The 26,049-nt window shown below is 38.7% G+C and carries 19 protein-coding genes; 17 read left to right on the top strand and 2 right to left on the bottom strand.

The features are described from left to right. Positions 1–98: 98 nt before the first annotated feature. From B2O97_RS01200 to B2O97_RS01190, 3 genes are all read left to right on the top strand, one after another. On the top strand, positions 99–671 hold the full coding sequence (locus tag B2O97_RS01200) for a hypothetical protein (RefSeq protein ID WP_217493542.1): 573 nt from the start codon (positions 99–101) through the stop codon (positions 669–671). Further along, positions 656–1,027, top strand: a complete 372-nt coding sequence (locus tag B2O97_RS01195; RefSeq protein ID WP_217493541.1) for a helix-turn-helix domain-containing protein — start codon at positions 656–658, stop codon at positions 1,025–1,027. Before B2O97_RS01200 ends, B2O97_RS01195 begins: the two co-directional genes overlap by 16 nt. A gap of 76 nt (positions 1,028–1,103) precedes the next feature. Then, entirely contained in the window at positions 1,104–1,685 is a 582-nt protein-coding gene (locus B2O97_RS01190; protein WP_070566799.1) for an NAD(P)H-dependent oxidoreductase, read from the top strand. Positions 1,686–1,779: 94 nt separating this feature from the next. Here B2O97_RS01190 and B2O97_RS01185 read toward each other — a convergent pair whose 3' ends face one another. Both B2O97_RS01185 and B2O97_RS01180 read right to left on the bottom strand, forming a co-directional pair. After that, complete coding sequence (locus B2O97_RS01185) at positions 1,780–3,978, bottom strand: hypothetical protein (protein ID WP_217493540.1); 2,199 nt, start codon at positions 3,976–3,978, stop codon at positions 1,780–1,782. Positions 3,979–4,241: 263 nt separating this feature from the next. Next, positions 4,242–4,760: a ferritin-like domain-containing protein gene (locus tag B2O97_RS01180; RefSeq protein WP_112375903.1), complete on the bottom strand. Its 519-nt coding sequence runs from the start codon at positions 4,758–4,760 to the stop codon at positions 4,242–4,244. A gap of 468 nt (positions 4,761–5,228) precedes the next feature. On the opposite strand from B2O97_RS01180, the gene B2O97_RS01175 reads away from it, so the two are divergent. The 14 genes from B2O97_RS01175 (at position 5,229) to B2O97_RS01110 (ending at position 25,727) form a co-directional block, all read left to right on the top strand. Continuing rightward, a complete protein-coding gene (locus tag B2O97_RS01175; RefSeq protein WP_286766743.1) occupies positions 5,229–6,248 on the top strand; it encodes an aldo/keto reductase in 1,020 nt (339 codons plus the stop codon). A 64-nt stretch (positions 6,249–6,312) separates the two neighbouring features. After that, positions 6,313–6,984: an Imm19 family immunity protein gene (locus tag B2O97_RS01170; protein ID WP_286766742.1), complete on the top strand. Its 672-nt coding sequence runs from the start codon at positions 6,313–6,315 to the stop codon at positions 6,982–6,984. Between the two features lie 179 nt (positions 6,985–7,163). Next, a complete protein-coding gene (locus B2O97_RS01165; protein WP_070566793.1) occupies positions 7,164–7,715 on the top strand; it encodes a putative glycolipid-binding domain-containing protein in 552 nt (183 codons plus the stop codon). A 138-nt stretch (positions 7,716–7,853) separates the two neighbouring features. Further along, positions 7,854–8,192 carry a hypothetical protein gene (locus tag B2O97_RS01160; RefSeq protein ID WP_070566791.1) on the top strand — a complete coding sequence of 113 codons (339 nt, stop codon included), beginning with the start codon at positions 7,854–7,856 and terminating at the stop codon, positions 8,190–8,192. Positions 8,193–8,756: 564 nt separating this feature from the next. Further along, positions 8,757–9,293 (top strand): RNA polymerase sigma-70 factor, encoded by a 537-nt coding sequence (locus tag B2O97_RS01155; RefSeq protein WP_070566790.1) that lies wholly within the window; start codon positions 8,757–8,759, stop codon positions 9,291–9,293. A gap of 379 nt (positions 9,294–9,672) precedes the next feature. Continuing rightward, complete coding sequence (locus tag B2O97_RS01150) at positions 9,673–10,347, top strand: FecR family protein (protein WP_159333208.1); 675 nt, start codon at positions 9,673–9,675, stop codon at positions 10,345–10,347. Positions 10,348–10,432: 85 nt separating this feature from the next. Then, a complete protein-coding gene (locus B2O97_RS01145) occupies positions 10,433–13,939 on the top strand; it encodes a TonB-dependent receptor (protein WP_070566785.1) in 3,507 nt (1,168 codons plus the stop codon). Between the two features lie 10 nt (positions 13,940–13,949). Further along, positions 13,950–15,941 (top strand): RagB/SusD family nutrient uptake outer membrane protein, encoded by a 1,992-nt coding sequence (locus tag B2O97_RS01140; protein WP_083295986.1) that lies wholly within the window; start codon positions 13,950–13,952, stop codon positions 15,939–15,941. 85 nt (positions 15,942–16,026) lie between these two features. After that, a complete protein-coding gene (locus B2O97_RS01135; RefSeq protein ID WP_070566783.1) occupies positions 16,027–17,529 on the top strand; it encodes an alpha-L-fucosidase in 1,503 nt (500 codons plus the stop codon). Positions 17,530–17,656: 127 nt separating this feature from the next. Then, positions 17,657–20,188, top strand: coding sequence for a glycoside hydrolase family 2 TIM barrel-domain containing protein (locus B2O97_RS01130; protein WP_083295985.1), 2,532 nt, complete (start codon positions 17,657–17,659; stop codon positions 20,186–20,188). 207 nt (positions 20,189–20,395) lie between these two features. Continuing rightward, positions 20,396–21,847 (top strand): hypothetical protein, encoded by a 1,452-nt coding sequence (locus tag B2O97_RS01125; RefSeq protein ID WP_070566781.1) that lies wholly within the window; start codon positions 20,396–20,398, stop codon positions 21,845–21,847. Further along, positions 21,834–23,393, top strand: coding sequence for a hypothetical protein (locus tag B2O97_RS01120; RefSeq protein ID WP_139145010.1), 1,560 nt, complete (start codon positions 21,834–21,836; stop codon positions 23,391–23,393). Before B2O97_RS01125 ends, B2O97_RS01120 begins: the two co-directional genes overlap by 14 nt. Positions 23,394–23,433: 40 nt before the next feature. After that, on the top strand, positions 23,434–23,772 hold the full coding sequence (locus B2O97_RS01115) for a hypothetical protein (protein WP_070566777.1): 339 nt from the start codon (positions 23,434–23,436) through the stop codon (positions 23,770–23,772). A gap of 5 nt (positions 23,773–23,777) precedes the next feature. Then, entirely contained in the window at positions 23,778–25,727 is a 1,950-nt protein-coding gene (locus B2O97_RS01110) for a leucine-rich repeat domain-containing protein (RefSeq protein WP_070566775.1), read from the top strand. Positions 25,728–26,049: the final 322 nt, after the last annotated feature.

Here is a 26,049-nt window from a genome sequence, read left to right as displayed (position 1 = left end):
TTGCTTAAAGGAATAGGTCAATCGACTTAATAAGTGAGCCTGGGCATGGAACAGAAATAAAGATCTTTTTGAAGCAAGATTAGGTTTGAACTTCGGAAATGATTGATTTAATTGATCATGTTGAATTTGTTCGTAGATTAGAGGAGAAACACCAAAATAGCAGTAGCAAAAGATCAACAGTTTTAATATGGATGCCACAAATCATGAAAGCAGACGAACAGACATACCGTAGTTACAGGCTTTCCATTGCAAGCGAATTTGAAACGGTGTTTTCTCATTTTTATTTTGCAGAGAACAATTCAGCAACTGCCCTAACGAAAACATTGTTGCCGTCTTTTCAGACTATTATGGTGTTCAACTTTGGTACAATAGTCCGATTGGTTTCTGATGCCAAAAATGAAATCGAGGTGGACAAATGCATCGTACTAGGTCCCTTAAAATCTGCCTTTGAATATACACTTCTCCCCGGATCACAAATTTTAGTGGTTAATTTCAAGGGCGATGCATTTTATCGTTTTTTTGGAAAGGCATTTCTTTCACAGCATTTGCCAATAAACCCAGATGAAGTTATAAGTGAAAATTGTTTTAGCTACCTGTGGCATCAGTTGAACGGTATGACAAGTGTATCAGACCGAGTAAACTGCATTCTCGATTTTTGCAGACTTACTTAAAATCACAGCACAGCACCGCGGCTTTATTGGCTAATTTTAAAGACAGTACACGCAATCCAGTCAAGACCATTGCCGAAGAAACCGGGCAAACTGAAAGAAATGTGCAATTGACGCAAAAAAAGCATTTTGGCTATAGCTCCAAAGAGCTTAGTAGATACCAGCGTTTTGTAAAAGCAATTGAACTGATACAACATGTTCTTTTATCATCGAAAAAAGTGGACTGGTTTGAAATTATAGCTGAATGTGGATATTACGACCAAAGCCAGCTTATCCGGGATTTTAAGCATTTTATCAATCTTTCCCCAAGAAATTTTGTTCGATTTCAGCAAGATATCTGCCGGGCTTCAGGAGAATAGCCTTTTCGTTTTCTTACAATTTTTCCGTTTACTTTCAGGCTATTTTTGTTTTATTCAATTACTTAAAACAAAAAAAATGAAACATCTTATTATTTATGCCCATCCAAATACGGCAAGTTTAAATCATTTATTCAAGCAAACAATTGAAGAAACACTCCTGCAACAAAAGAACGAAGTTGTAGTCAGGGATCTGTATCAGCTTAATTTCGACCCTGTGCTGTCCCTTGAAGATATGGACGGACAACGCAGGGGCATCGTAAGCGAAGCAATTAGAAAGGAACAGCAACATATTTCCTGGGCTGAAGCTGTTACCTTTATTTATCCGATATGGTGGACAGGTATGCCGGCTATGATGAAAGGATATATCGATAGGGTATTCAGCTACGGATTTGCCTATAGGTACGATAACGGAGTACAAAAAGGACTGTTGGCCGGTAAGACCGCCTACATTATCAATTCACATGGAAAATCAAAGGCTGAATATCAGGAAATAGGAATGGATAGGGCGCTGATACTGACCTCCGACAGAGGTATCTATACCTATTGTGGCTTCGATGTGAAGTGCCATTTATTCTTTGACCGTGCCGACCGTGCAGCAGCAGAAACGATAGATGAATGGAAAATGGAAATCGTTGATGCTTATTCCTTGGTTCGATAAAGTCCTTTTACCAAGAAGTTAATTTCAGCTATATTAACTTCTTGGGAGGACGGAGGTGATCTTGATCGGATATGCTATCAACTTTTTTGTTCATCTATTTTCTTGTTATTCTAACCATCCCAGCTCCGGCTAATTCGTAAAAACCAGTACGACTTGAATGCACACGTTTATATGATGATTTAACTTTTTGTTCTACGCTTATTTTGGTTAATACTTCTCTGGAAAAGCCTAAAAGCCTCATTTGTGCCCGGAGCAGATCACTGCCCTCCAATCGGAAAGTGACTGAATCTTTGCCGACTCGAAAGTTTGAAATTGGGTAATTTATAAAAACTATTCCACCCCAATTGGCCACTTTAAAATACTGTCGTGGTATGATACCAAAGGCCAGTCCGGCGCCATATACTTCCTGGCCGACTTCACCGCTTTTCTCCCAGCCATCATGTATGTCTTGAAGTGGAATCCATAGATCTTTTTGTATTTCACCCGTTTTGGTTTTTTCGACAATCATTTCTGTCGGAAGTAGCGGAGGGTAATAGTAGGCGAGTCGGCCCGCAGCATACTTGATAAATTCCGGGATCAATATTTTTAGCGATGGAAGAATAGCCATTCCTGCTGCCACCTCAAGATAATGATGCAGGGCAGCAAATACTTCCAGCTCTTCGTATGCCGCGGTATAGGGGGCATCTTTCAAGGGAAAAACAGAAAAAAAATAAGGAAAGTTTTTGCCGTAACCATAATTGCATTCCCACAATTGACAGTTTTTAAATATGCCGGCGAGGCAGCAATAGCTTAGTTTTAGGTAATGCTCATCGTCGGTCACCTTATACATCTCCAAAAAGGCCCCAGCAGCAAATGCCGTATTGTTGGCCTGATAAAATATATCAAAGGCCAGACCGTCTAAACTTTTAAGTGCTCTGCTTGCTTCCAGAAAAAATCGTTTTTCTTTGGTCAGCTGCCAGGCCAGGAGCATAACGTGTGCATATGATCCCGGGACGTCTTTTTCACCACCTTTACCTGGAGTCGTTTCGGCTTTTAATACCTCCAAAGTGGTCATCTTATAAAAGACAGGCCATTGATAGTCAAAATGTTTGGCAACCTTTATCGCATAATCTATCGAATCCAGAAATAGTTTTTCAGCCATCTTGTCGCCCCGCAATGCAAGCCTGGCGAGGTTTAACAAGGGGTGATGTAGATACCAGGAGTCCATTACCATCTCACTCTTTTGCTCTTCGGAATGATCCAAGTCATCTTTTAACGAAGGGTGCCACCTGACTAAACTCTTTATAGACTTATCATAAAATGAGGTGAGTCCATCGGAGAGCTCCTGCAACAAAGGGTGCTGCTCTCCGGTCCAGGTAAGATACTCATGCAATGGGAGTATGACGGCAAGCTGCACCATGATTTCTGCAGGCGTTTTGTAGTCGCCCACATAAGCATTCAGATAAGGACTGCCGTCTGTTTGTGTCCAGCAACCTTTGTTGTTCGAAATATTATCCAGGATCTTTTCAGCCGACTGCAGCCAATTATGTTGGCTGGCTTCAGGCTTAGGAAGGAGGAGGTATATTGATGCCAGTGAATCGAGGTAACTTTCAACGACCTCGACGTCACTTTCGGGAATCTTTTCATCGAGCTGTACAAAAGCATCCGAAATGATATATTCTTTATTGGCCGGCAATGGTTTTTCAGCGTTTACAGGAAACTGGAACCCCAGTTCTGGCCATTCACCGCCGACAGTTTCCCGGAGTGATACTTCTGTTTCCTGGCAATAGGGAGACATGGCTGTGAGATTCTGAAAATAGAACACCGAACCGGCTTTTGGCTTTGTCATACTAAAATAAAGCTGTCCTGACCGGGACCCTACCTGTTTGGCATGTATTTTTCCCACTGTATTTTCAGTATTTCCATCTTTAGTCAAGGGAACAATATCGCGGGGCCAAAACGGGATAAGAAGCGGTAATTTCGTTCGCAAGGTCGTGGTATAACGAAAGGTGGCGCGCAGACTTTCGGGAAAGAAGACAATGATTCGATAATAGGCTAACCTAGTAGAAGCAGTGATAAGGATCTCATCGGGAGCTTCGGAGATCGTCACCTTTTCAAACCTGCTATTCATCCCAAAGGCCAGTCTAAAGGCTATGCTAGCGCCCGTTGGCCAGATAACCACGAGCCAAATCGAATCGCCTGGATTATGAATTTTGAGTCTGTATGTTTTTAGGTCTATTTCAAAAATAGACGTAGAATCTGCTATATCAGCCTGGACCGTTGCTGTCCAAGGAGTGACGGGATTTATCATCATGCTAATTTCTTAACTGTATAATGTGCTTGTCTCCTTATAGGAAGAGAAGCAAGGTAACAATCGTTTTAACAATTGATGTTTATGGTACAACTACGGTGAAAACGTGTTTGTCCTGTTTTTCAATTAGGCTGATGAAAGGAATAACTAAGCTTTGAAGAAAATAAATTGATTGTGGCTAGGGATAGGATGTGTTTTGCTAAAGATAACTCAATGGACGATTGCACAGGTATAATAAATGCCCGGATTACCGGGCATTTATTAACTTATGACGCAGACTCGTTTACTGACGAGACGGCTATTTCTGTGAGTAATGTATCGGTTTGCTTTTCCTCATCTAGTGTTTGTTGAAGCAATTGCTCGGCTTCAGTATGGTTCATTAATTTTGCAAATGTGACAAGGCAACCATAGCTGGCGATTTCATAATGTTCAACTTTTTGGGCTGCAGAAATGAGTGCCGCATCTAGTGCTGGATCGCCTTCAAAATTTTCAATGATTTCATCAGCTTCCTCCAGCAGACCTTCCATAGCTTTACATTTTTTCCCGCGGGCAGCAATGCCCAACGCTCCAAATACTTCTTTAAGCCGCTCGATTTGTCCTTCAGTTTGGCTGTGGTGCTCCTCAAATGCTTGTTTTAATTGTTCGTCTTCTGCGGCTTTGCTCATTTTCTTTAAACCTTTTAAGAGCTGTTTCTCCGCGCCTAAAATATCTTTTAATTCGTCTACAAATAACTCATGTAAATGCTCGTTTGGCATTTGTTGCTGATTTTGATTCGATTTTGCCATAATTCTTTTTAGAGATGGACACGAGTGGGGAGAAGATCGTTTTTAAAAATTCTTAATTTTGATTTCTGTTTTGTCAATTCGGGAGTACAATTATTGGAAAAGGTCTAAAACGTATTGCCGGGGATCAACTATTTCTAATTTTTTTAATTGTGCTGGATCTACCAATCTATTTCTTGGTGTGGTCACTAATAGTATGCCATCGTCCTTCATGCGATAGCGATGATCTGCTATAGTGATGATCTTCTAAAACAAAGCAGGCCTGAGAATGGTTTTTTTAGCAGAATCCTGATTGCTATATGCATATTGAATTTGGCCATTGCAAATAAATAGCACAGTCAAGGGAATTTAGATAAGGTGCCGCGTATGAAAAGAAGAAAATTTATAGTGCAAACAGGCCTTGCAGGATCGGGCTTAATCTTTAGCGCAGCGGCACCTAATATTTTGGTAAGAACAATTAAAGAACATAGTATGGTAAAACCTGATAATTTAAGCAAACACAGACGTTTTCGCTCCAATAATAAAGCCGGGTTTGGTGGCGTGGCATTAGGGAATGGCTTTCAGCAAAACGCAGATCTAGAATGTCTCCAAGCAGTAGAAGCAGCTTGGAATGCTGGGATACGATTATTTGATACTTCCCCATGGTACGGATTGGGCATCAGCGAACGCAGAATGGGCTTGTTTTTAAAAGATCAGCCACGCGACAGCTTTACCCTTTCCACTAAAGTAGGACGACTCTTAGAACCTAAAGAGGACTTTACCATGGAACAGTTGTTATGGAAGGGTAAAATGAATTTTCGTTATCAATACGATTACAGTGCTGCCGGTGTGAGAAAAAGCGTAGAGGATAGCTTACAGCGCATGGGCTTATCATCTATAGATATCGTATATATTCATGATCTTTCACCCGACAATGGTGATATGAAAGACAGCTATGGAAGTTACTTTGAGCAAGCGGCGAAAGGAGCGATGCCCGAGCTGACTAAAATGAGAGAAGAAGGTATAATAAAAGGATGGGGGCTAGGTGTCAATACCATCGAACCAATTTTGCAAACATTAGACGTGGCAGATCCCGATATTTTTCTTTCAGCCTGCCAATATTCGTTGATTAAACATGATGACGATTTGAATAAGGTTTTCCCAAAGATCGCTGAGAGAGGGTTGTCGATTGTTGTAGGCGCACCACTGTGTGCTGGATTTCTGTCAGGCAGGGACCGCTACCTATATGATGGAACGTTTCCTGCTGGGGTTAAAGAAAAGTTGAATGCTTTACAAAGGGTGGCTGACGATCATGCTGTAGACCTGCGGACAGCTGCATTGCAATTCGCTGCAGCACCAGACGAGGTTTCAGGAGTGATACCCGGAGCACATACCGTAAAGCAGGCCATTCAAAATGCGGAATCTTTCAAGACTAAAATTTCCGCCGATTTTTGGGAAGAATTAAAACATGAAAAATTAATTGCGGCAAATGCTCCCGTACCAAAAGCATAGCATTTAGAATCGTACCTTAAATAAATTGGCTTGCCGTATCGAATTTGAATAACAGTATCTAAATATGAATAGACAAATTACACAAAACAACATAAAAGACAATACATTCTTTTGGTATAGCTATATTAAATGGTTCAATGGATACGACGAAATAAACGAGATCAACATTGACGAAGCATTAGAAGTTATCGGCATTGACAAAGAAAAATTAGCGGAATGGGAAGAACGATTTTTTTCGCTAGATGACTTTGGAGAAGTTTCAAAATTTATCGAAGGAAAATTAGATGGAGATACGACCTTCTTAATTGAATTTCAAGATCATGAAATTAGATTTTTTCTTAACGACATTTACTTTGGGAAGTTAGGTGGGCATTTTGAAGCTTGGTTTCTAACTTGGGATGAACTGTTATCACTTCAACAGTTTGAACAATTATTTCTGCTTATGTTACCAATGACAGCAATTGAAAGAGAGCAAAGAGACCATGCGAAGCAGATTATATATAACCATTTAAAGACAGTACCACAGTTTGAGCAAAGTGCGGAATATATTTCTAAATGTATTTTAAACGGACTTTTAATTGACGAGGTCTTTTTTGAGCTTGATGAAGTGGGTACAGTAAACAATCAAAACCATAGTGTTCGAAATATTCGAAAATATCCAAGATATAAAGAAAACATAATTGAATTGAATAAAATCTTAAAAAAAAATTGCAATAAAAAACTCGGCTCATTATAGTTACGCCAGATCCGCGGCTCATGAAATTCTGGTGCGATCTTTCAAAGAAAATGGCTATGTTGTTATTGCTGAAAAGCTCTTTGATACTTTGCCAAATAAAAAGTTTTTTTAAAATGCCTTAATGCGCCACAATTTTGATTAAAGTCTCTGCAAAAATGAGCGATAAATAAATTTTAAAGATGAAAATATTAATTTGGAAGGGCATTATCTACAATTCCCTCGAATATTTTAAACTGACACAACAGGGAGGCTTTTTTATGGTCGATTCCAACATTATTGGGTATTATGAAGATAAAATCTATACCCTCAAATATCATTTGAAGATTGACGAGCATTGGAATGTTCAAGGTCTTGATTTAGAATATGAAGTGAATGGCGTTAATAAAAGAATAAAAGGAAATAAAGTTAAAAATGACTGGGAAATAAATGGATCGATTATAATCGATTTTCAGGGTATTGATTATATTGATATCTCCCTCACACCATTTACCAATACACTTCCGATCAATAGTTTGAATCTCGAAGTCGGTGAGAGTACGGATATCAAAGTGCTCTATTTTGATATTCTAAACGACGGCATAAAACCAGTTCATCAGAACTATTCGAAAACGAACATGTTAACCTTTCAATACAAGAATGTTCCGAAAGATTTTGAGGCCGACCTTGAAGTAGATCATTTGGGTTTAGTGGTCAATTATCCGGGGTTATTTACCAAGGTAGCCGAAATTTAGCAAGCATCTTCCGGAGCTCAGAAGAACTTCGATTTATAGTCCCTGCGTTTGCACCGGAAAAGGCGAAATCGTGACGAAGTTTCTAAAAACAATATTCCTTTTAGTGCTGTCTTAGCTATGTAACATAAACAGAGCACAATGAATTTTGATATGATTAAATGTGAGGACCTCGGCCAGGCCATACATATACCAAACACGACGGACGACCATCACGAAGAAACCTGGTTTGTGAAATTTGGCGAGGAAATAATAGGTGTTGGACTTTTTCCAAAACAAAGCTCGAACTGCGTTTTGGCAATCGTTGGCGATAGCTATGACGACAAGAAAATACTGGGCGACATTGATGCACATGATAAAGTGATTATTGAAGGATTGAATATCGCTTTTGAAGGCTACTTAAGATCCATCCGCGGTGATGTAGTCATCGGCGAAAAGCAAGTAGATGATTTCTCGCACAATAATCAAAAGTTGGATTAATACCCTATAAAAAAACTGCTCAACTGTTGAGGCAGTTTTTTTTTATCCTTAGCGAAGTACGCTTGTGCGGCTTTCATTTCCGGAAATGAGCATAACAAGGCAGACACGAGGATGTTAAAATATGCTGAAATAGGTTTATCCTCTAATTTAAGAATTAATGTGGATTTTTTTTGTTTAAACAATTGATATTCTTACAGTCAACCAAGTTTGTGTTCCTACGATATTATGGGCTTTATTTTATAATGTAGAGACAAAATATATCGCTGCTGGGGAGTACAGCTACTCTAGTGTGTCGATTGATCCCCAACTTTGCTGCTTCTTATCCAGTTTTAGATCTTTCAATGAAATAAACATATAACTATACCAACGTGATACTATGATTTCGAGTCCAAAGCAAAATTTGGACTAATTTTTTATTTAAAAATTTTATATATCGTTTTATACATTTATAAAAAAATATTAATATTGTATTTATGTAATACATAATATTGTTGGCATTTTTCATAATCTAACCAATTAGTCTTAAACATCTGCTAACCATTGAAGAACAATTTAATTACCGATATGGAATCGAATCAAGTGGAAAGTCAAATAGAGCACAAAATTTTGCGCTGTCTAAAAGACGGAGATATGCAAGCATTTTCCTTAGTATATAATTTTTACTGGGATGGCCTCTATACCTTTGCTTTACGATTGATGAAGGAAGAATCACTAGCACAAGATGTTTTACATGATGTCTTTACTGAGTTGTGGGCCCGTCATAAAAGATTAAACATCCAATCATCGTTAAAAGATTATTTATTCATTTGTACAAAAAACAGATGTTTTAAACTGCTGGGGAAATTACGTAGGTTAAATGAATTAGAGGAACACCTGTTGTTAGACATAGCTGTTGAGCATGATGAGCTTTCATATAAAGAACTCTCTGATCAGCTTGATGGATTATTAGCGAGACTTCCTACCAAAACAAGAGCAATATTTATCATGAGTCGCGAAGATGATTTATCCTACAAACAAATCGCCAAAAAAATGAACCTTAGTATCAAATCTGTAGAATATCATATATCAAAAGTCTTGAATAAATTACGAAAAGCCTTATAATTATATTCACCTTTTCGTTATTTTGTCATATTAACAAATTAAAATCTTTCAAATTCATCCGTATTATAAGCATATGCCCCTTAACGATAGAGAAGATATAAAAAAACAGACTTTTGATCGTATTCTAACAACGATTAGTAGAAAGAAACGTAAAAAGCGTTTGTTGAATGGGGCTATCCTATTTTTTGTTTTATCTATTTGTTCTGCTAGCTTATACTTTTTTTATTCTCGTTCCATTAATATCTCCCCCCAAAAATCTGAGCATATTTATGCGGATATTACAGCTGGAGATATCACAATTTCAGGGTCAAGGCCCATTTCCCTTGTTGAATGGGAGAATAATAAAAACAAACCTTTCAAAGTCAGTAAAAAGAAAGATATGTTGATTATTGAACCGACAGAATCATCAACCTCCGAATTTGATGATGTTGTTCTGCGCGTTGGGGTTGGTGGATTGTATAAGGTTTTGTTAAAAGATGGAACTATAGTATTTCTTAATTCCAATTCCGAGCTAAGCTACAAAGGTGATTTTTTAAAAAATCGGATTTTAAGTTTAAAAGGGGAAGCCTTTTTTGAGGTTGCAAAGAGACAACAGGCTGGTATTAAACAGGAATTTACTGTTCTGACAGGGAAACAGCGGATAGCTGTATTAGGTACTAAGTTTAATGTTTTGTCTCGTGAAAAGATCGAGCAGACTGTATTAACAGAAGGAAGTATAGCTTTGAGAAGTATGAAATCAGGAAAAAATGAGTTTCTTGTTCCTGGAGAGAGAGCCATGCTGGATGATCAAGGATCTATTGATAAAACAACTGCTATAACCGAAGATTATACATCGTGGAAAGATGGTAATTTGTATTACGAAAATAAAAGCTTGCGCTATATTCTCTCAGATCTCGCTAATATTTATCCGATTCATTTTGATCCCAATAAAGTTCCCAATCGAAATTTTACACTTTTTCTTAAAAGAGATCGCTCGTTTTCTGAGATTTTGGATCTCATAAAAAGATCAGGCAATTTGAACATCACGTTAAAAGGTCATGAATTAATTTTTTAAAAAAATTTTTTAGGGTAATCGCGTTTGGGAGACTCTTTATTGTAAGAATGGGAATAATGCCCCTTTTACAATAAAGCCTAAAAATATGAATAAAAAATTTCACCTGAGAAAAAACAAATTTTGGTTTGTTCGGGACCAATCTGCTTTAACTTTTCTAAAGCGATCGTCAAGAATAGGTACTATCCTTGGTTTAATAGCTCTCCAAAGCCTTCCCTTAGCCAAGGCACAAGAATTAAACCTCAATCTAAAAAATGCAACCTTATCAGAGGTCCTAAAAGAGATACGTAAACAAACGGGATATCAGATTATTTATGATTCGGATATTTTGCAAAACAAAAAATTAATCTCTTATTCTGGTTCCAAATTGGATTTGAGGTTAGTGTTGAAAAAAGCGCTCACGGAGCAGGATCTAGATTTTGTGATTGAAGGTAAAACTATTATTGTTAAACCACAGGAAAGGAATAGTTTCAAAAATATCCCAAATCAAAAATTAGAAAAGATAGAGATTAAAGGTACAGTTTTGAATGCATCGGGAAAACCAATTGCGGGTGTGACTGTGACAGAAAGAGGTACCTCAAATACTGTATTGACAGCAGAAGACGGAACATTTACTTTAAAAGTAGCAAATGAAAAATCTATTTTGGATTTTTCCTATGTGGGGTATGCTTCTTTAAGTGAAAACGCTAGTCGCAACCCAATGCTGTTGACAATGGCCAGTCAGGATAGAGCCTTGGAAGAAGTTGTCGTAGTGGGGTACGGAACTCAAAAGAAGGCAAATTTGACTGGTGCGGTTTCTTCCCTTGATGGTAAAGAGTTAGAGTCAAGACCTGTGCAGAATGTTGGACAGGCGCTGCAGGGCATGATTCCTGGGTTGAATTTACAGACAACTGGATTGGGCGGCGAGCTAAATCAAAATCTAAGCGTCAATATCCGTGGTGCGGGGACGATAGGCGTAGGGTCGAGTTCATCAGTTTTGGTTTTAATTGATGGGATGGAAGGTAATATGAATGCGCTGAATCCTCAGGATATTGAAAATATCACCGTGCTTAAAGATGCAGCAGCTTCTGCTATTTACGGCTCCAGGGCACCTTTTGGAGTTATCCTCATTACAACAAAATCTGGAAAATCGGGGAAGATAACAGCAAATTATAACAATAATATAAGACTGGGCAAGCCAAGAGGGCTACCAACGATGTTAGATTCCAAAACATTTGCTTACTATTTTAATGAAGTCGCAGCAAACGATGGTGAGGGTGCAAAATTTTCGCAGGAGGTATTGGAACGGATTGACGCTTATCAGAAAGGAGAAATAGAAACGACAACTACCCCAAATGCTAGTGACAGATTTCAATACTATACGGGATCTAATGGGAATACAAACTGGTTTAAAGAGTTTTATAGGGACTTTACAACTTCCCATGAACATACGCTCAGTTTGAATGGCGGTACTGAAAAGCTAAATTTTTATAGTTCTGCAAATTACATGGATCAAAATGGTTTGAACAGATTTGCCAATGATAATTTTCAACGATATTCGATAGCTACGAAAATCAATGCAAAGATTAGCGATAAGGTGGACCTCATGTACAATACGCGTTTTGTACGTGAAGACTACGAAAAAGCAAGCCATATGAATGATTTATATTATCATAATATAGCGAGAAGATGGCCTACGATACCTTTGTACGACCCAAATGGAAATTATTCCGAACCAAGTGAAATATTGCAGCTGCAGCAAGGAGGACGTTCAAAATTTCAGAAAGATTTTCTTTATCAGCAGCTACAATTACATTATCAGCCAATCAAAAACTGGAATATAACAGGAAATGTCAATTACCGCATTACGACTCAAAATGACCATGCCGAAATTTTGAAAGCTTATTCAAATGATGCAAAAGGAAACCCGTTTCTCCTTGCAGTAGGATACAATGCTGCGGGGTATACCAATGTGTCTGAATACAATCGCAAAGACGAATATTTCAGTACAAATTTCTTTTCAGATTATTCCTTTGACCTCAACGATGATCATCATTTCAAAATTTTGGCTGGTTTCAATTCAGAGCTCAATAAGTATAGAGATCTCAATGGAAGCATGAGCGATCTGATCACAGATAATATACCGACATTGAATACTGCCACCACCAATCCAAGGGCTTCTGGGGGCTATCAACATTGGGCTACCGCTGGTTTTTTTGGACGATTAAACTATAGCTACAAAGATAGGTATCTTTTTGAGGCTAACGGACGATACGACGGCTCTTCACGTTTTCCAAGAGATTTGCGCTGGAATCTCTTCCCCTCAGTTTCCGCTGGATGGAATGTAGCAAATGAGTCATTTTGGCCTATTAAGGAGCATGTTTCCATGTTTAAGTTACGTGGTTCCTATGGCGAGTTGGGAAACCAATATACGGACAATTGGTATCCTTTTTATGCAACAATGCCAGTAAGTATAGCTAATGGTACCTGGCTTTTGAATGGACAAAAAACAAATACAGCCAGTGCACCTGGGCTTATTGCCTCAACTTTGACCTGGGAGCGTGTATCAAGCTGGAATGTGGGGTTGGATCTGCGGGCACTTTCCAATCGTTTAGGTTTATCTCTTGAAGTCTATCGTCGGAATACATTCGATATGATAGGACCAGCACCAGAACTTCCCGCTATTTTGGGTACAGCTGTGCCGCGATTAAACAATGCCGAGATGAACTCCAGAGGCTTTGAAATTGAGTTAAATTGGAAAGATCATATCGGTAAATTGAATTATAGCGCGCGAGCTGTCCTTTCCGACGACCGTCAGACAGTCACCAAATATCCTAATCCTACAGGTACGTTGAGTACCTGGTACGATGGCCGCAAGAATGGGGAGATCTGGGGATATCAAACTTTAGGAATAGCACAGAGCGCAGAAGAAATGGCTGCACACCTCGCTAATGCCAAACAGTCTTTCGGGACAAACTGGCAAGCTGGGGATATTATGTATGCTGATCTCAACGGGGACGGTCAGGTTAATAATGGAGCCAATACGTTGGCGAACCCAGGGGATCTGGCAATTATAGGAAATTCGGCCCCACGCTATCGTTATAGTTTTGATTTAAATTTCAATTATAGTGGATTCGATTTAGGGATTTTCTTGCAAGGTGTTGGAAAACGCGATTATATGCCCAATGGCCCATATTTTTGGGGGGCGAATGGCGGGATGTGGCAGTCTGCTGGATTTGTTGAGAATATGAACTTCTACCGCGATGAGAATTCCACGATGGTACAGAACGGTGTTTTAGGTGTTAATAAAGATTCCTATTTACCAAGACCTTATTTTAACACCTCAAAAAATCAGCAAACACAAACTAAATATTTGCAGAGCGCCGCTTATTTACGTTTAAAGAATGCTCAATTTGGATATACGTTTTCTCCACAGCTATTGGCCAAGATAGGATTTACCAAAATTCGTATTTATGCATCAGGTGAGAATTTGTTGACTTTTACCAAAATGGCTAAGGTTTTTGATCCGGAAACCGTTGGACTAGGAGGATGGAACGATGGAAAAACATATCCATTTTCGACGACTTATTCTTTTGGCCTTAACTTGAATTTTTAATTAGATATATATGAAAACGACATATTATTTTTCTACAATTTCTTGGTTGTTATCGATGACCGTGCTGTTCACTTTGCATTCCTGTAACAAGTATCTGGACAGGGAACCCTTATCCAATGTAACGCCGCAGGAATATTTAAATACCGAAGCTGATTTAGCCGCATATACGGTTGGACGTTATGCCTTTCCATCCCATTCTGGCTGGGGGCTTGGCACATTTGCCAACGATAACGGTACCGATAACCAGGTGACTTCAAGTTATTCGACTCGTTGGGTTCCGGGAGAATGGCGTGTGCCGAGTTCGGGCGGCGAATGGGATTTTGCTCAGATTAGACAGTTGAACTATTTTCTCGAACAGGTACTTCCAAAATGGAAGAGCGGTAAGTTAACAGGAAATTCAGCAAATATAACTCATTATGTGGGTGAAGCGTATTTTTTGAGAGCGTATGAATATTTTAATAAAGTACAGGCGCTGGGTGATTTTCCGATTGTTAAAAATACACTCAAAGATAATATGGAGGAGCTGACGGCTACTTCCATTCGACAACCTAGAAATATGGTGGTTAGATTTATTCTTTCTGATTTGGATTCGGCAATTACGTTGTTGAACGATGTAGCCCCTGACGGAAAAAACCGTATTTCAAAAAAGGCCGCTTTACTTTTTAAATCTCGTGTAGGGTTATTTGAAGGCTCTTGGCTAAAATACCACAAAGGAACTGCTTTCGTCCCTGGCGGAACTGGCTGGCCGGGCGCAAAATCGCACCCAAATTTTTCGATCAATATCGATAATGAGATCAATTATTTCTTAGAACAGTCGATGACTGCAGCTGCTCAGGTAGCCGATGCAGTCGAACTTGTCGGAAATACAAAGGATGATGGTTATAATTCATCTTCGAACCCCTATTTCAAAATGTTTGGCGACGAGAATCTAAATGGTTACAGCGAAGTACTTTTATGGCGGAGTTATTCAATGCCTTTAGGAATTACGCATGCTGTAAATCACTACATGAACCGTAATGGCGGAAATTCTGGATATTCAAGAGGCCTTGTGGAAAATTTTACGATGAAAAACGGACTGCCTATTTATGTTTCGAACTCCGGTTATGCAGGCGACGATTCCATCAGCCTCGTCAAAAAAAATCGGGATAATCGCTTACAGCTCTTTATGAAAGCACCTGGTGAATTGAGTTATACCAACCAGATTTCTTCGACAGGTGCTGTACAGACAGAGCCGAGACCAGATATTATCGGACTAGCCGAAACAAGGTACGTGACAGGTTATGCCGTGAAAAAAGGAATGAGTTATCTTTTTGCCCAAGCTGAGGGACAGACTGGTACCACAGGCTCAATTATATTTCGTGCTGTTGAGGCTTATTTAAACTATATTGAAGCAAGTTATCTTGCAAAGGGAATGATCGATGCAAAAGCGAATAGTTACTGGACAAAAATCAGAGAAAGAGCAGGTGTAAATACAGATTTTATGGCAACCGTAAATGCGACAGACATGCAAAAGGAAGCTCAAGGTGATTTTGCAGCATATTCTGCTGGGCAGTTACTATCCGACAAACTTCTTTATAATATTAGAAGGGAGCGCCGTTTAGAACTAGTTGCTGAGGGATTTAGATTTAATGATCTTAGGCGTTGGCGGGCGTTGGATCAATTGGCAAGCAATCCATACATTATTGAAGGGATGAGACTGTGGGGGCCTATGCAAGACTGGTACAAAGATAAAGGTGTATCGACTTTAATCGTACCCGGCACAGCAGGAAAAACCGCAAATGTGTCCTCACCACAGGAAAGTCAATATTTAAGACCCTATCGGATTAATCTTTCGGCTAACAATCTTGTTCTAAAAGGCTATAGCTGGACCAGTGCCCACTATTTGTCTCCTATAGCCATAAGTCATTTGAGCATAACTTCAACAGATGGTAGCCCAGCTGGTTCAATTATTTATCAAAATCCGAATTGGCCTTTAGTTGCCAATCAGGGAGCCAATCAATAATTGGTCGGAACCTTTACGAAAACTTTGAAGATAAGATAGTTCGGAGATTATTCCGGCTATCTTATTTTTGTCAGATAAATATCAAATGAAGAAAATTAATACAATTACATTACTGTTATTGGCAGCGGTTTTTCATGCTTCGGCTCAAAATATGATTGCATTACAACCCGGAGAATCAGAATCTGCTATTGTAACCAAAGCTGCCAACGTGATACCGACCCAAAGACAGCTTGATTGGCAAAAGCTGGAAGTGACCGGATTTCTCCATTTTGGGATCAATACCTTCACAAATAAGGAATGGGGTGAAGGGAAAGACGATCCAAAATTATTTAATCCGACGCAATTAGATGCAGAACAATGGGTTAGGACAGCAAAGGAAGGTGGAATCAAACTTTTGATTCTTACGGCGAAGCATCACGATGGCTTCTGCCTCTGGCAAACGAATACAACAGACTATTCGGTTAAAAATTCTCCTTACAAAAAGGGAAAAGGAGATATTTTTGGCGAACTTGCTGCGGCCTGTAAAAAATACGATATGAAGTTGGGGGTATATCTTTCCCCTTGGGATCGACATGAAGCTTCTTATGGGTCAGAAGCTTATAATGATTTTTTTGTTGCCCAATTGAGCGAATTACTGACCCGATATGGTCAGATTGATGAAGTTTGGTTTGATGGTGCTAACGGAGAGGGACCTAACGGTAAAAAGCAGGAATACGATTGGAATCGTTATTATCAGGTTATACGTGAAAAACAACCTGAGGCCGTTATCGCAGTTATGGGACCCGATGTAAGATGGGTCGGTACAGAAACGGGGTATGGACGGGACACAGAATGGTCAGTTGTACCGGCTAGTAATCTAGCACAAAATCAGATAGCTGCAGGATCGCAACAGCAGATGAATATTAAACCGGCCGGAGATATGCGTAATAAAGATCTTGGGAGCAGAGAAAGGATCAAAGAGGCAAAAGGGCTGGTATGGTACCCAGCGGAAACTGATGTTTCTATACGCCCGGGATGGTTCTATCACGAGGAAGAGGATAACAAAGTCAAAAGCCCGGGTAAGTTGATGGATATTTATTTTAATTCGGTAGGGAAAAATGGTGTCTTGTTGCTTAATATTCCACCAACAACTGCAGGTTTGATTCATTCGGTAGATGCTGCAAATTTAAAAAAGTGGAATGACTGGCGCACAGCATTGTTTTCGAAAAATCTTTTAAGCAAAGCTAAACTCCATACTGCAGGCCTCGTTTTAAAAAAATGGAAAAAAATGCCATTTTGGACGACGAAAGATGAAAAAAACAGCATAGCAACTTTTGAATATACCCTACCTAAAGCAACCGCGTTCAACGTTCTTTCCTTACAGGAAACCATCGCTTTAGGGCAACGTGTCGAGCGATTTAATTTGGAGATCTGGCAAGATGGAGTCTGGAGAGAAGTGTCGAAAGGAACTACTATCGGTAACAAACGTTTATTGACTTTTCCGACAGTTAGTGCCCAGAGATTAAGAATCAACATTTTACAATCTCGCCTAAACCCGCAAATAGAACAGCTGGGACTCTATTTCAATGAAAAAGGAGCATTTGAATAGCACATTATGATTTCAGCTTTAATTCCAATCACAAAAGATCTGAATAATTTTATTATGTTATACATAAGTTGTATTTTCGGATCTTCAATTTGTTTTTATGAACAAACTCAACCTTAAAATGCTATAGATGCAAAAAGAATCTAAATCTTATTTATCCATTTTTTCAACCCGAGGACTGAAATTTATACTATGTGCAATAATATCTATTGGACCAAATACTTTATTTGCTCAGGAACGAATAGTAACCATGCTCGAGGATGGATGGAAATTTACAAAACATGATCAGCCAAACTTCGCTGATATCGGATTGATTACAAGCGAATGGCAGACTGTTCGTGTTCCGCATGATTGGGCAATTTATGGCCCATTTAGTGCCAACAATGATAAGCAGCATATGGCTATTGCTCAAGATGGACAAAAGGAAGCATTGGAACATGCAGGTCGGACTGGTGGACTTCCGTTTGTAGGCGTTGGCTGGTATCGTAAAGAATTTGAATTGCCACAAAACGTTCAAAATAAGCGCACGGTTTTACAGTTTGATGGTGCTATGAGCAATGCTGTCGTTTTTGTGAATGGGAAAAAGGTCGGCAATTGGCCTTATGGCTATAATAGTTTTTATTTTGACGTTTCCGAGTATGTGAGTCCGGGTCAAAATTTGGTCGCGGTAAGATTAGAAAATAAGTCTGAGTCATCCCGCTGGTACCCTGGCGCAGGATTATATCGAAATGTTCGATTGGAGATCACTGAAAAAACAAGTATTGCACATTGGGGCACCTATATTACGACGCCTGAGATCACAAAGGATTTCGCGCGAATTCAGGTTCGGACTGATTTAGCCGGTATAGATCTGTCGAAAGATTCTCTTTCCTTAGAAACTATTCTTATCGATAGCCATGGACGCATCGTGGCGAAGAAGAATGATCAGATAGGCAACTACCAGATCCAGCAGATGCAACAGGAATTGTTCGTTGAGAAACCACAATTGTGGGAATTGCAATCCCCCAATTTATATAAAGCTGTCAGCAAGCTCTATCAGAACGGCAAATTAATCGATAAATATCAAACCGTATTTGGAATCAGAAGCATTGCTATGGTACCCAATAAAGGGTTTTATTTGAATGGAAAGCTGACCGTATTTAAAGGAGTGTGTTTGCATCATGATTTGGGGCCTTTGGGAGCAGCTGTGAATGATGCCGCTATTAGGCGGCAGTTACGAATAATGAAAGATATGGGCGTTAATGCCATTCGCACTTCCCATAATATGCCGGCTCCGGAGCTGGTGCAAGCCTGTGACGAAATGGGTATTATGCTAATGGCGGAAAGTTTTGATGAATGGAAAATTCCCAAAATGAAGAATGGGTACAATCAATATTTTAACGATTGGGCCGAAAAAGATCTTGTAAATCTGATACGGCATTACCGCAATAATCCAAGCGTTGTGATGTGGTGTATTGGAAATGAAGTACCCGAACAAGGAAGTCCTGACGGATCTAAGGTCGCGAGATATCTGCAAGATATTTGCCATCGTGAGGATCCATCTCGCCCCGTTACCCAGGGGATGGACAACCCTGATGCGGTTATAAATAGTAGCTTTGCCTCAACGATGGATGTTGCAGGCTTTAATTATCGTCCATTTAAATACCCCGAAGCCTATAAAAAGTTACAACAGCAGTTAATTCTTGGTACTGAAACTGCGTCTACTTTGAGTTCTAGAGGTGTTTATAAATTTCCCGTTGAACGAAAATCGATGGCAAAATATGACGACCATCAGGCTTCGAGTTATGATGTAGAGCATTGTTCCTGGTCGGATTTGCCTGAAGATAACTTTATTCAGCATGACGATCTACCTTACGCAATAGGTGAATTTGTCTGGACAGGGTTCGATTATTTGGGCGAACCGACACCCTACTATACAGATTGGCCAAGTCATAGTTCTTTGTTCGGTATTGTAGATCTTGCCGGTATCCCTAAAGATCGATATTATCTTTATCGTAGCCATTGGAACCAGGAATTGCATACACTTCATATTCTTCCTCATTGGAACTGGAAGGGACGCGAAGGACAGAAAACGCCAATTTTTGTCTATACAGATTACCCTGCAGCGGAAATTTTTATCAATGGAAAAAGTCAAGGAGTAAAAAAGAAAGATTTTGATGTTACCTTGGTAAATTCTAACGATAAAAAGGCACAAAATGATTTTATGCGTCAAAAGCGCTATCGTTTGATGTGGATGGATACTAAATACGAACCGGGTACGGTTACGGTAGTTGCCTATGATTCTTTAGGAAATATAGCTGCAAGAGATAGTGTAAAGACGGCAGGTAAGTTATATACTGTACGTTTAGACGTTGATCGGAAACAATTGAAAGCAAATGGAAAAGATATTGCTTTTATCACAGCTACGCTGGTTGATAAACAGGGGAATATAGTGACAGGCGAAGACCGAGAATTAAAATTCAAGGTAAAAGGGCAGGGGGCTTTTAAGGCTGTGGCGAATGGAGATCCAACAAGTTTGGAATCATTTCAGAAGCCTTTCATGAAGTGCTTTAATGGTCAATTGGTTTTTCTTGTTGAAAGCAGAGACTCTGTTGGGGAAATTATAGCAGAAGTAGAAGGAAAAGGATTGAAGAAAGCAAGCGTCAAATTAACGGTGAAGTAAAAGATATGTTTCATCCTATAATGCTGTACAATCAGATAATATAGGTGTGTGTATAGATGGAATTTGCTTGTGGGGCACGATAATCTCATAAAGGTCTATTAAATATTGTAGAGAATTATTTGGCCTAATTAATGCATCAATTAATTATGTTTAAAAAAATGCTTTTGATACAACCTTTTTAATATCTTTGGTGAGTAACTTCATTTTATGAAAAGAGCTATTTTTTACCATTGTGCTCAGCTATTTTTCTTAATTCTAATTTTATTAATTGGAGGATGTTCCAAGAAGGAGAATATTGCGAGCAAAACCGATGAATATATTGATCAGGCAGAAATATTAAATCCTTTGAATCTTGTTGTAAGTGCTGCAAACAAAGATTTAATAGAGTTATCTTGGGATAAGGTGAACAGTTCGCATTTTAAGCCAGTATCCTATGCGATATATGTCGATAATAAGCTTGTAGCGAAGGATCTTAGTATAACAAAATACAGCTTAATTAATTTGCTTGGCGATACAAATTATAAGATCCGTGTAATTGCGAGTTCCCAAACGGGAATAACACAAGAACAAAGCATAGATGCAAGAACTGTTGGAGGCAGCACAACTAACGGAAGTACTTATGTTGAATACAAAATTCATACGCAATCACGTATAACGGGCAATAATAGCATCCGTCTTCTGGAAGATGGTGGACATTTAATCTGTACATTTTTGCAGCATGAGGGGGGAGAAACAAATTTTAAACTGATTGTATATCGTACAAATAATAAAGGCCAGATTATATGGTATCGCTTGATCCAGGATCTAAATTATTATGATTTACCACCACATGTAGTGTTGCCTTCTAAGCAAGATGAAGCTTTCATTATTGTTAAACACGATATTTATGTCATTGATCAGACGAATGGTAAACTGAAACTGGAGAAGCCCGTTTCGATAGATTTGTCTCCGAATGATTACGTTTCATCAGTTCAGTTTGACGCGTCACATAACATGATCATGGGTACAGGTGGGGGAGAGCTGTTAAAGGTTACTACCAGCGACTTTAAAGTTGTTTGGAAACGTAAAAATAGCTCCGTTGGCATTTCTTCAATTCAGTTAGACAATGCGCAACAGATCTATTATAGTTTGCTTGATTCTGAAGCATCAAAAATTAAGGTGCAAAAAACAGATCGGGACGGTAATGTGCTGGCTACTTTTGAGTTTGATGGAAAGCTTCCTGGCGATTACGAACGTCAATACCATATGCCTATTTTACTGAAAGATAAAAATGATATTTTTTATCTCTGGGGTTTTGACTTCTATTCCTATTCGTTAAGGTATGTCAAATTTGATAAGAATGGCAATGTCAAGGCAAAATTGGGTGAGTACGTCAATTTAAAGCCAGCAGGAGCTTTTTTTGATAATGATAACAATATTGTGGTCTATGGACAGCAAGAAGGTGGTGGAATATCCACTTATGGTACTATAAATAAGTATGACAGTGATCTGAAGCTCTTATCGACTTTACAATATCCTAATTTGGAGATGCATATGTTTAAAAATATGACCCAGAATGTCGATAATTCATACAACCTGTTTTTCTATTATATACAAACCTGGTCCTATGAAAATTTGAATTTCATTTATATTAAAACAAAATCAAATGGGCAACTTTAACAAATACCTTTGTCTACTGGGGCTTGTTTTTCTTATGTCGGCCTGTAAAACTGAAAAAAATGAGGTTTTTCCAAGGATTATTAATGAGGCCATCACTAGTGTCCGGGATAAAGAAATTTCAATGACCTATCAGATTTCCAGTCTAGGATATACAAAATCGGGCGTCAGGTACTATAAAAAAGATAATCCCAGTCAAGGAAAAAGTGTTGAAGCTGTTCGTGAAGGCGATATGTTTCGACTCACATTGAATGAACTGGATTCCGAATCTACTTATATTTTGGTGCCTTACATCGAGTATAATGGCAACACAATAGAATCTGAGCGTAAAACTGAAATAACCACAACTGCTCCATTCCCAGAAGATTTTACGCTCTTTTGGCCAAATACAGAGGCAGAGTATGATGAAAGGGGCCAGTTTAGGACTGTGGTTGAAGGGAAGAATCTTAATAATATTAATCTGAGAGATATTAAATTTCTATTTGGAATGGACACGCTTCACATGAACTATCCCATTGCAACGAAAAATGGAACCTATCAGATCAGTCTAACGGGTTATTATCCGTATCGAGACGGAAATTATATGTTGCGCGTGATTTATAAAGAGAAAGAGATCATTGGTCAGGCTATTGATTTTATTTATAAGGGAAATACATTGGCCATAGGACTGAAAAAGACGAACTGGAGAACTAATTATCCTTCGATCTGCAATGACCAAATCTATTATTTTTGGAACAATTCTGTTTCACATTTTGATCCTGAAACGAGCCGGTTGCAGAATATTGCTCATATTCCCGATACGATGGGGGTTATTCCGCCAAAGTCCGTATCCATTGGAAATCGAATATTTTTTCTTGCACTTCCAGTTAGCCATATTTTGCCTTCGCTAGAGCCGGACCTTTTCAATGGTTATGAGTTGTTTTGTCAAGCTTTTGACATTGAAAAACGCGAATTTTCAAAGTACTATTTTAGCCGGCCCCAACTTAAAGAATCGCACGGTTATAGTAATCATAGTATCTTTGTGCACAATAATGCGGTCTACCAAACGTATACACTTACAGTGAATTCTCGTGGAATAAAGAATATTGTCGCCAAATATAACCCGACAAAAGATAAATTTGAGGAGATCGCCACTTTCGATACTAATTTTTCCAGTGAATGCTTTGTCTCAGTTAAAGGCAGATTATATGCACTTGGAGTTTCAAATGTATTTGACCAAGGTTTCAATATCGGGTATACCTTAACGATATATGCTGTTGACGCGAACACATTTAAACTTACAGAATTATATCGTGTCGGAACAACAAATCAAACCTATCCTTATGCGCCAGTAGGTGCCATAAATTTTAATGGTGATATATTACTGGCATTGGACGTCAATAATTTTATGATGTACAACATAGTAAAAAACACGCTAAGTCCTATCTATTTAAGTATTAATGGAAATCATATGTATTTTGGCGGAATGTTCACTTATAAAGACAAGTATTACCTCAATGCTGATATTAACTTTTTAGAAGGCTCAATTTATGAAATGTCTATCCAATAACAACTGTATATGCTGGTTTATAGGAGTTTTATTAGTCCTTATGAGCTCCTGCAAAAAGGAAACCGTATATAACGAAATAGATGCTTTTGCAGATATTCAAAATAAAGTTACTTTAGATAAAGGCCAGTACATACTGTCTTTTACACTTGCTTCGTATCCATATAGTAAAGTTGAAGTATATGTACACGATGATCTTGCTGTTATGTACAAACAGACCGGAGGAAAAATCTACAATGCCGTGAGTCAAAATAACAATAAGTATAGTGTGTTCTTTTCCCCTTTAGAAAAATCGAAAAAATACTATTATCAACTGATTGTTAACGACAGCAACGGGAATTCAGTACGTTCAGCAATATTTAATTTTACAACTCAACCTTAATATCCATGTATAATAAGTCTACATTATTTTGGTGTTCATTTCTTTGTGTTTTTTTTGAAAGCTTTTTATTTGTAGCCTGTTCAAAGAAGGAATACCAGGATGTACTGAAAACAGTATATGAACCTAAGGCCGAGCCCACTGAACTATATGACGAATTCACCGTCCAGCTAAAGGGTAGCGCCTTACAAAAAGGGGAAACAGGTACATGGAGTATAACAAAAGGAACTGTAGTGGAAGATTATGTGAAAATCGACGACCCTAATAACCCTAATTCGTTTTTTAGGGGAGTGCCTGGAGAGGAATATATCCTTACCTGGACGGTAAAAGGTAGCGGTAATAGTAATACGGCCACAGTCGATGTTAAAATACCCGAGTTACATATCGATATTAAAGAAAACACACCTTCATCCTTTAAGACGATACTTCACTTTGCCGTGGATCCGAAATATAAAGGTAAATGGTCTTTCGATAAAGCTTATGGTCATCTACATAGCACATACCACGATGGTTGGGCCAGACCGGTAGAAGAAAATCCAACCATTGAATTGCATGGTTATTCCAATACCAGCTATCAAGTTACCTATACGATGACTTATGCTGGGAAAAATTATCAGTTTACCAAAAAGGTACAGACTGGCGAATATCAAGAAGACGAGGCATTAAATGAATTGCAAATGGGGCGCGGTGGGCGTGTTGTTGAAGATAAGGATGGACATATTATTGAAATGAATATGCAGGCTTCAGGTATAGCACATCGTTTTAATGACCCGGGCTCTTTTCCTGCGCTTAAGGCATTTAAATATCTAAGGAAGCTTATTTTAGGTGGATCTTCATTGAAAGATGTTCCGACTATTTTTGGCGATCATTATCTTGCCCTTGAAGAACTTAGTCTGGATCGGGTAGGCTATTATCTTACTATTCCTGATAATTTTGGCAATCTGACCAAACTGAAATCATTTCACCTGACACCGATGCGAACCCCCGATTTGGGATATACCGTGGTATTGCCAAAAACTTTTGGAAATTTAAAGTCGCTCGAAACCCTTATTATGCGGTATGTCGGCGATGTAGACTTCAACGGCACGTTGGGTAAACTGGTCAATTTAAAACACCTCGATTGCTTTGTTACCCAGCTTCCTTCAGATTTTGGAAACTTGACCAAACTGGTGTCTACGGAAGTTCTCGCGCAACAGGCTTATATCCCATCAAGTTTGAGTCAATGCCGTAATTTGAGGTTTGCACGTTTTAGTTTTGTTTATCCGGGATCATCACCAGTTACCTTGCCTTCGGATATCGATAATTTGACTAAGTTGGACACGCTTGAAATTTACGGAGAAAGTAGGCTTCAGCAACTGCCACAATCTTTTGGTAACCTCAAGAGCTTAAAACAACTTTGGATTCAAGGAGAAAGCTTGCAATCTATTCCTGATAATATTGGGAACTTGTCTAATCTTAGATTCTGGTTAGTGGGCGGTAATTTTAAAACTTTACCGGCTTCGATAGGTAACCTTAAAAAATTAGAAGATCTTTGGCTATCCCCTTCTGTAGAGAAGCTTCCAGATGAGTTCGGCGGATTAAGTAGTTTATCCTATCTGAATATGGAGAATAGTAGACTGACAACTCTACCGGAAACATTCGGAAAACTTAAGAGCCTGAAGGAAATCAATGCAAGGGCATCTTCGATTACTGATTTTCCAAGCAGTTTTGGACAATTGGACGGTCTGCTAAAACTGGATTTCAATTATAGCAAGCTCAAGAAATTTCCTGTAGAGATTTGTGCTTTGAAGGCCGTGAATAACGTTATTTTGAACGGTACAAATTTGGGTCGACTTCCCGATGAAATTTATTCCATGCGCTCAGGTGTGATTTTTACGCTATATCAATGTTTGAATATGGACTATGATCAATTAAAGGAAATCACTGCGAAAAGAGATGGTCTTGTATTTTATTACTGATAAGCGGATCATGATTGCCTGTAAATATGTTAATTTTTAAGGCATGGCCCACAGGAAGTAAACATAAAGTCCGATAGCACAGGATGCTCCAGATGAATGTTTACAGAATATTTTTGGACGGAAACAAAGGGGTATAACGTAATACTATTCAAGCTTAATGAAGTTTCAAAAATTTCTTTTCGGACGATCAATTTTGGGTAAATTCCAAAAGAATAGAATAAAATGATAAAGGAGCTGACCGCATGATCATCCTTTTTTTTGGAAGTATTATAAGGATAGCGAATGCGAGAAAAAAAAGAATTGTAATAACCGGAAAAACAAA

It is taken from the genome of Sphingobacterium sp. UBA865 (assembly GCF_002295765.1).
Taxonomy (GTDB): domain Bacteria; phylum Bacteroidota; class Bacteroidia; order Sphingobacteriales; family Sphingobacteriaceae; genus Sphingobacterium; species Sphingobacterium multivorum.
Note: the sequence above shows the minus strand (reverse complement) of the source record. Positions and strands in the feature narration are given on the sequence as shown.

What these genes read in the sequence shown, in the direction of transcription:
- B2O97_RS01125 (WP_070566781.1), top strand. Translation starts at nt 20,396, where the DNA reads ATGAAAAGAGCTATTTTTTACCATTGTGCTCAGCTATTTTTCTTAATT.
- B2O97_RS01175 (WP_286766743.1), top strand. Translation starts at nt 5,229, where the DNA reads ATGGTAAAACCTGATAATTTAAGCAAACACAGACGTTTTCGCTCCAAT.
- B2O97_RS01150 (WP_159333208.1), top strand. Translation starts at nt 9,673, where the DNA reads ATGTTGATTATTGAACCGACAGAATCATCAACCTCCGAATTTGATGAT.
- B2O97_RS01200 (WP_217493542.1), top strand. Translation starts at nt 99, where the DNA reads ATGATTGATTTAATTGATCATGTTGAATTTGTTCGTAGATTAGAGGAG.
- B2O97_RS01145 (WP_070566785.1), top strand. Translation starts at nt 10,433, where the DNA reads ATGAATAAAAAATTTCACCTGAGAAAAAACAAATTTTGGTTTGTTCGG.
- B2O97_RS01115 (WP_070566777.1), top strand. Translation starts at nt 23,434, where the DNA reads ATGAGCTCCTGCAAAAAGGAAACCGTATATAACGAAATAGATGCTTTT.
- B2O97_RS01160 (WP_070566791.1), top strand. Translation starts at nt 7,854, where the DNA reads ATGAATTTTGATATGATTAAATGTGAGGACCTCGGCCAGGCCATACAT.
- B2O97_RS01170 (WP_286766742.1), top strand. Translation starts at nt 6,313, where the DNA reads ATGAATAGACAAATTACACAAAACAACATAAAAGACAATACATTCTTT.
- B2O97_RS01140 (WP_083295986.1), top strand. Translation starts at nt 13,950, where the DNA reads ATGAAAACGACATATTATTTTTCTACAATTTCTTGGTTGTTATCGATG.
- B2O97_RS01190 (WP_070566799.1), top strand. Translation starts at nt 1,104, where the DNA reads ATGAAACATCTTATTATTTATGCCCATCCAAATACGGCAAGTTTAAAT.
- B2O97_RS01130 (WP_083295985.1), top strand. Translation starts at nt 17,657, where the DNA reads ATGCAAAAAGAATCTAAATCTTATTTATCCATTTTTTCAACCCGAGGA.
- B2O97_RS01135 (WP_070566783.1), top strand. Translation starts at nt 16,027, where the DNA reads ATGAAGAAAATTAATACAATTACATTACTGTTATTGGCAGCGGTTTTT.
- B2O97_RS01165 (WP_070566793.1), top strand. Translation starts at nt 7,164, where the DNA reads ATGAAAATATTAATTTGGAAGGGCATTATCTACAATTCCCTCGAATAT.
- B2O97_RS01155 (WP_070566790.1), top strand. Translation starts at nt 8,757, where the DNA reads ATGGAATCGAATCAAGTGGAAAGTCAAATAGAGCACAAAATTTTGCGC.
- B2O97_RS01180 (WP_112375903.1), bottom strand. Translation starts at nt 4,760, where the DNA reads ATGGCAAAATCGAATCAAAATCAGCAACAAATGCCAAACGAGCATTTA.
- B2O97_RS01110 (WP_070566775.1), top strand. Translation starts at nt 23,778, where the DNA reads ATGTATAATAAGTCTACATTATTTTGGTGTTCATTTCTTTGTGTTTTT.
- B2O97_RS01120 (WP_139145010.1), top strand. Translation starts at nt 21,834, where the DNA reads ATGGGCAACTTTAACAAATACCTTTGTCTACTGGGGCTTGTTTTTCTT.
- B2O97_RS01185 (WP_217493540.1), bottom strand. Translation starts at nt 3,978, where the DNA reads ATGATGATAAATCCCGTCACTCCTTGGACAGCAACGGTCCAGGCTGAT.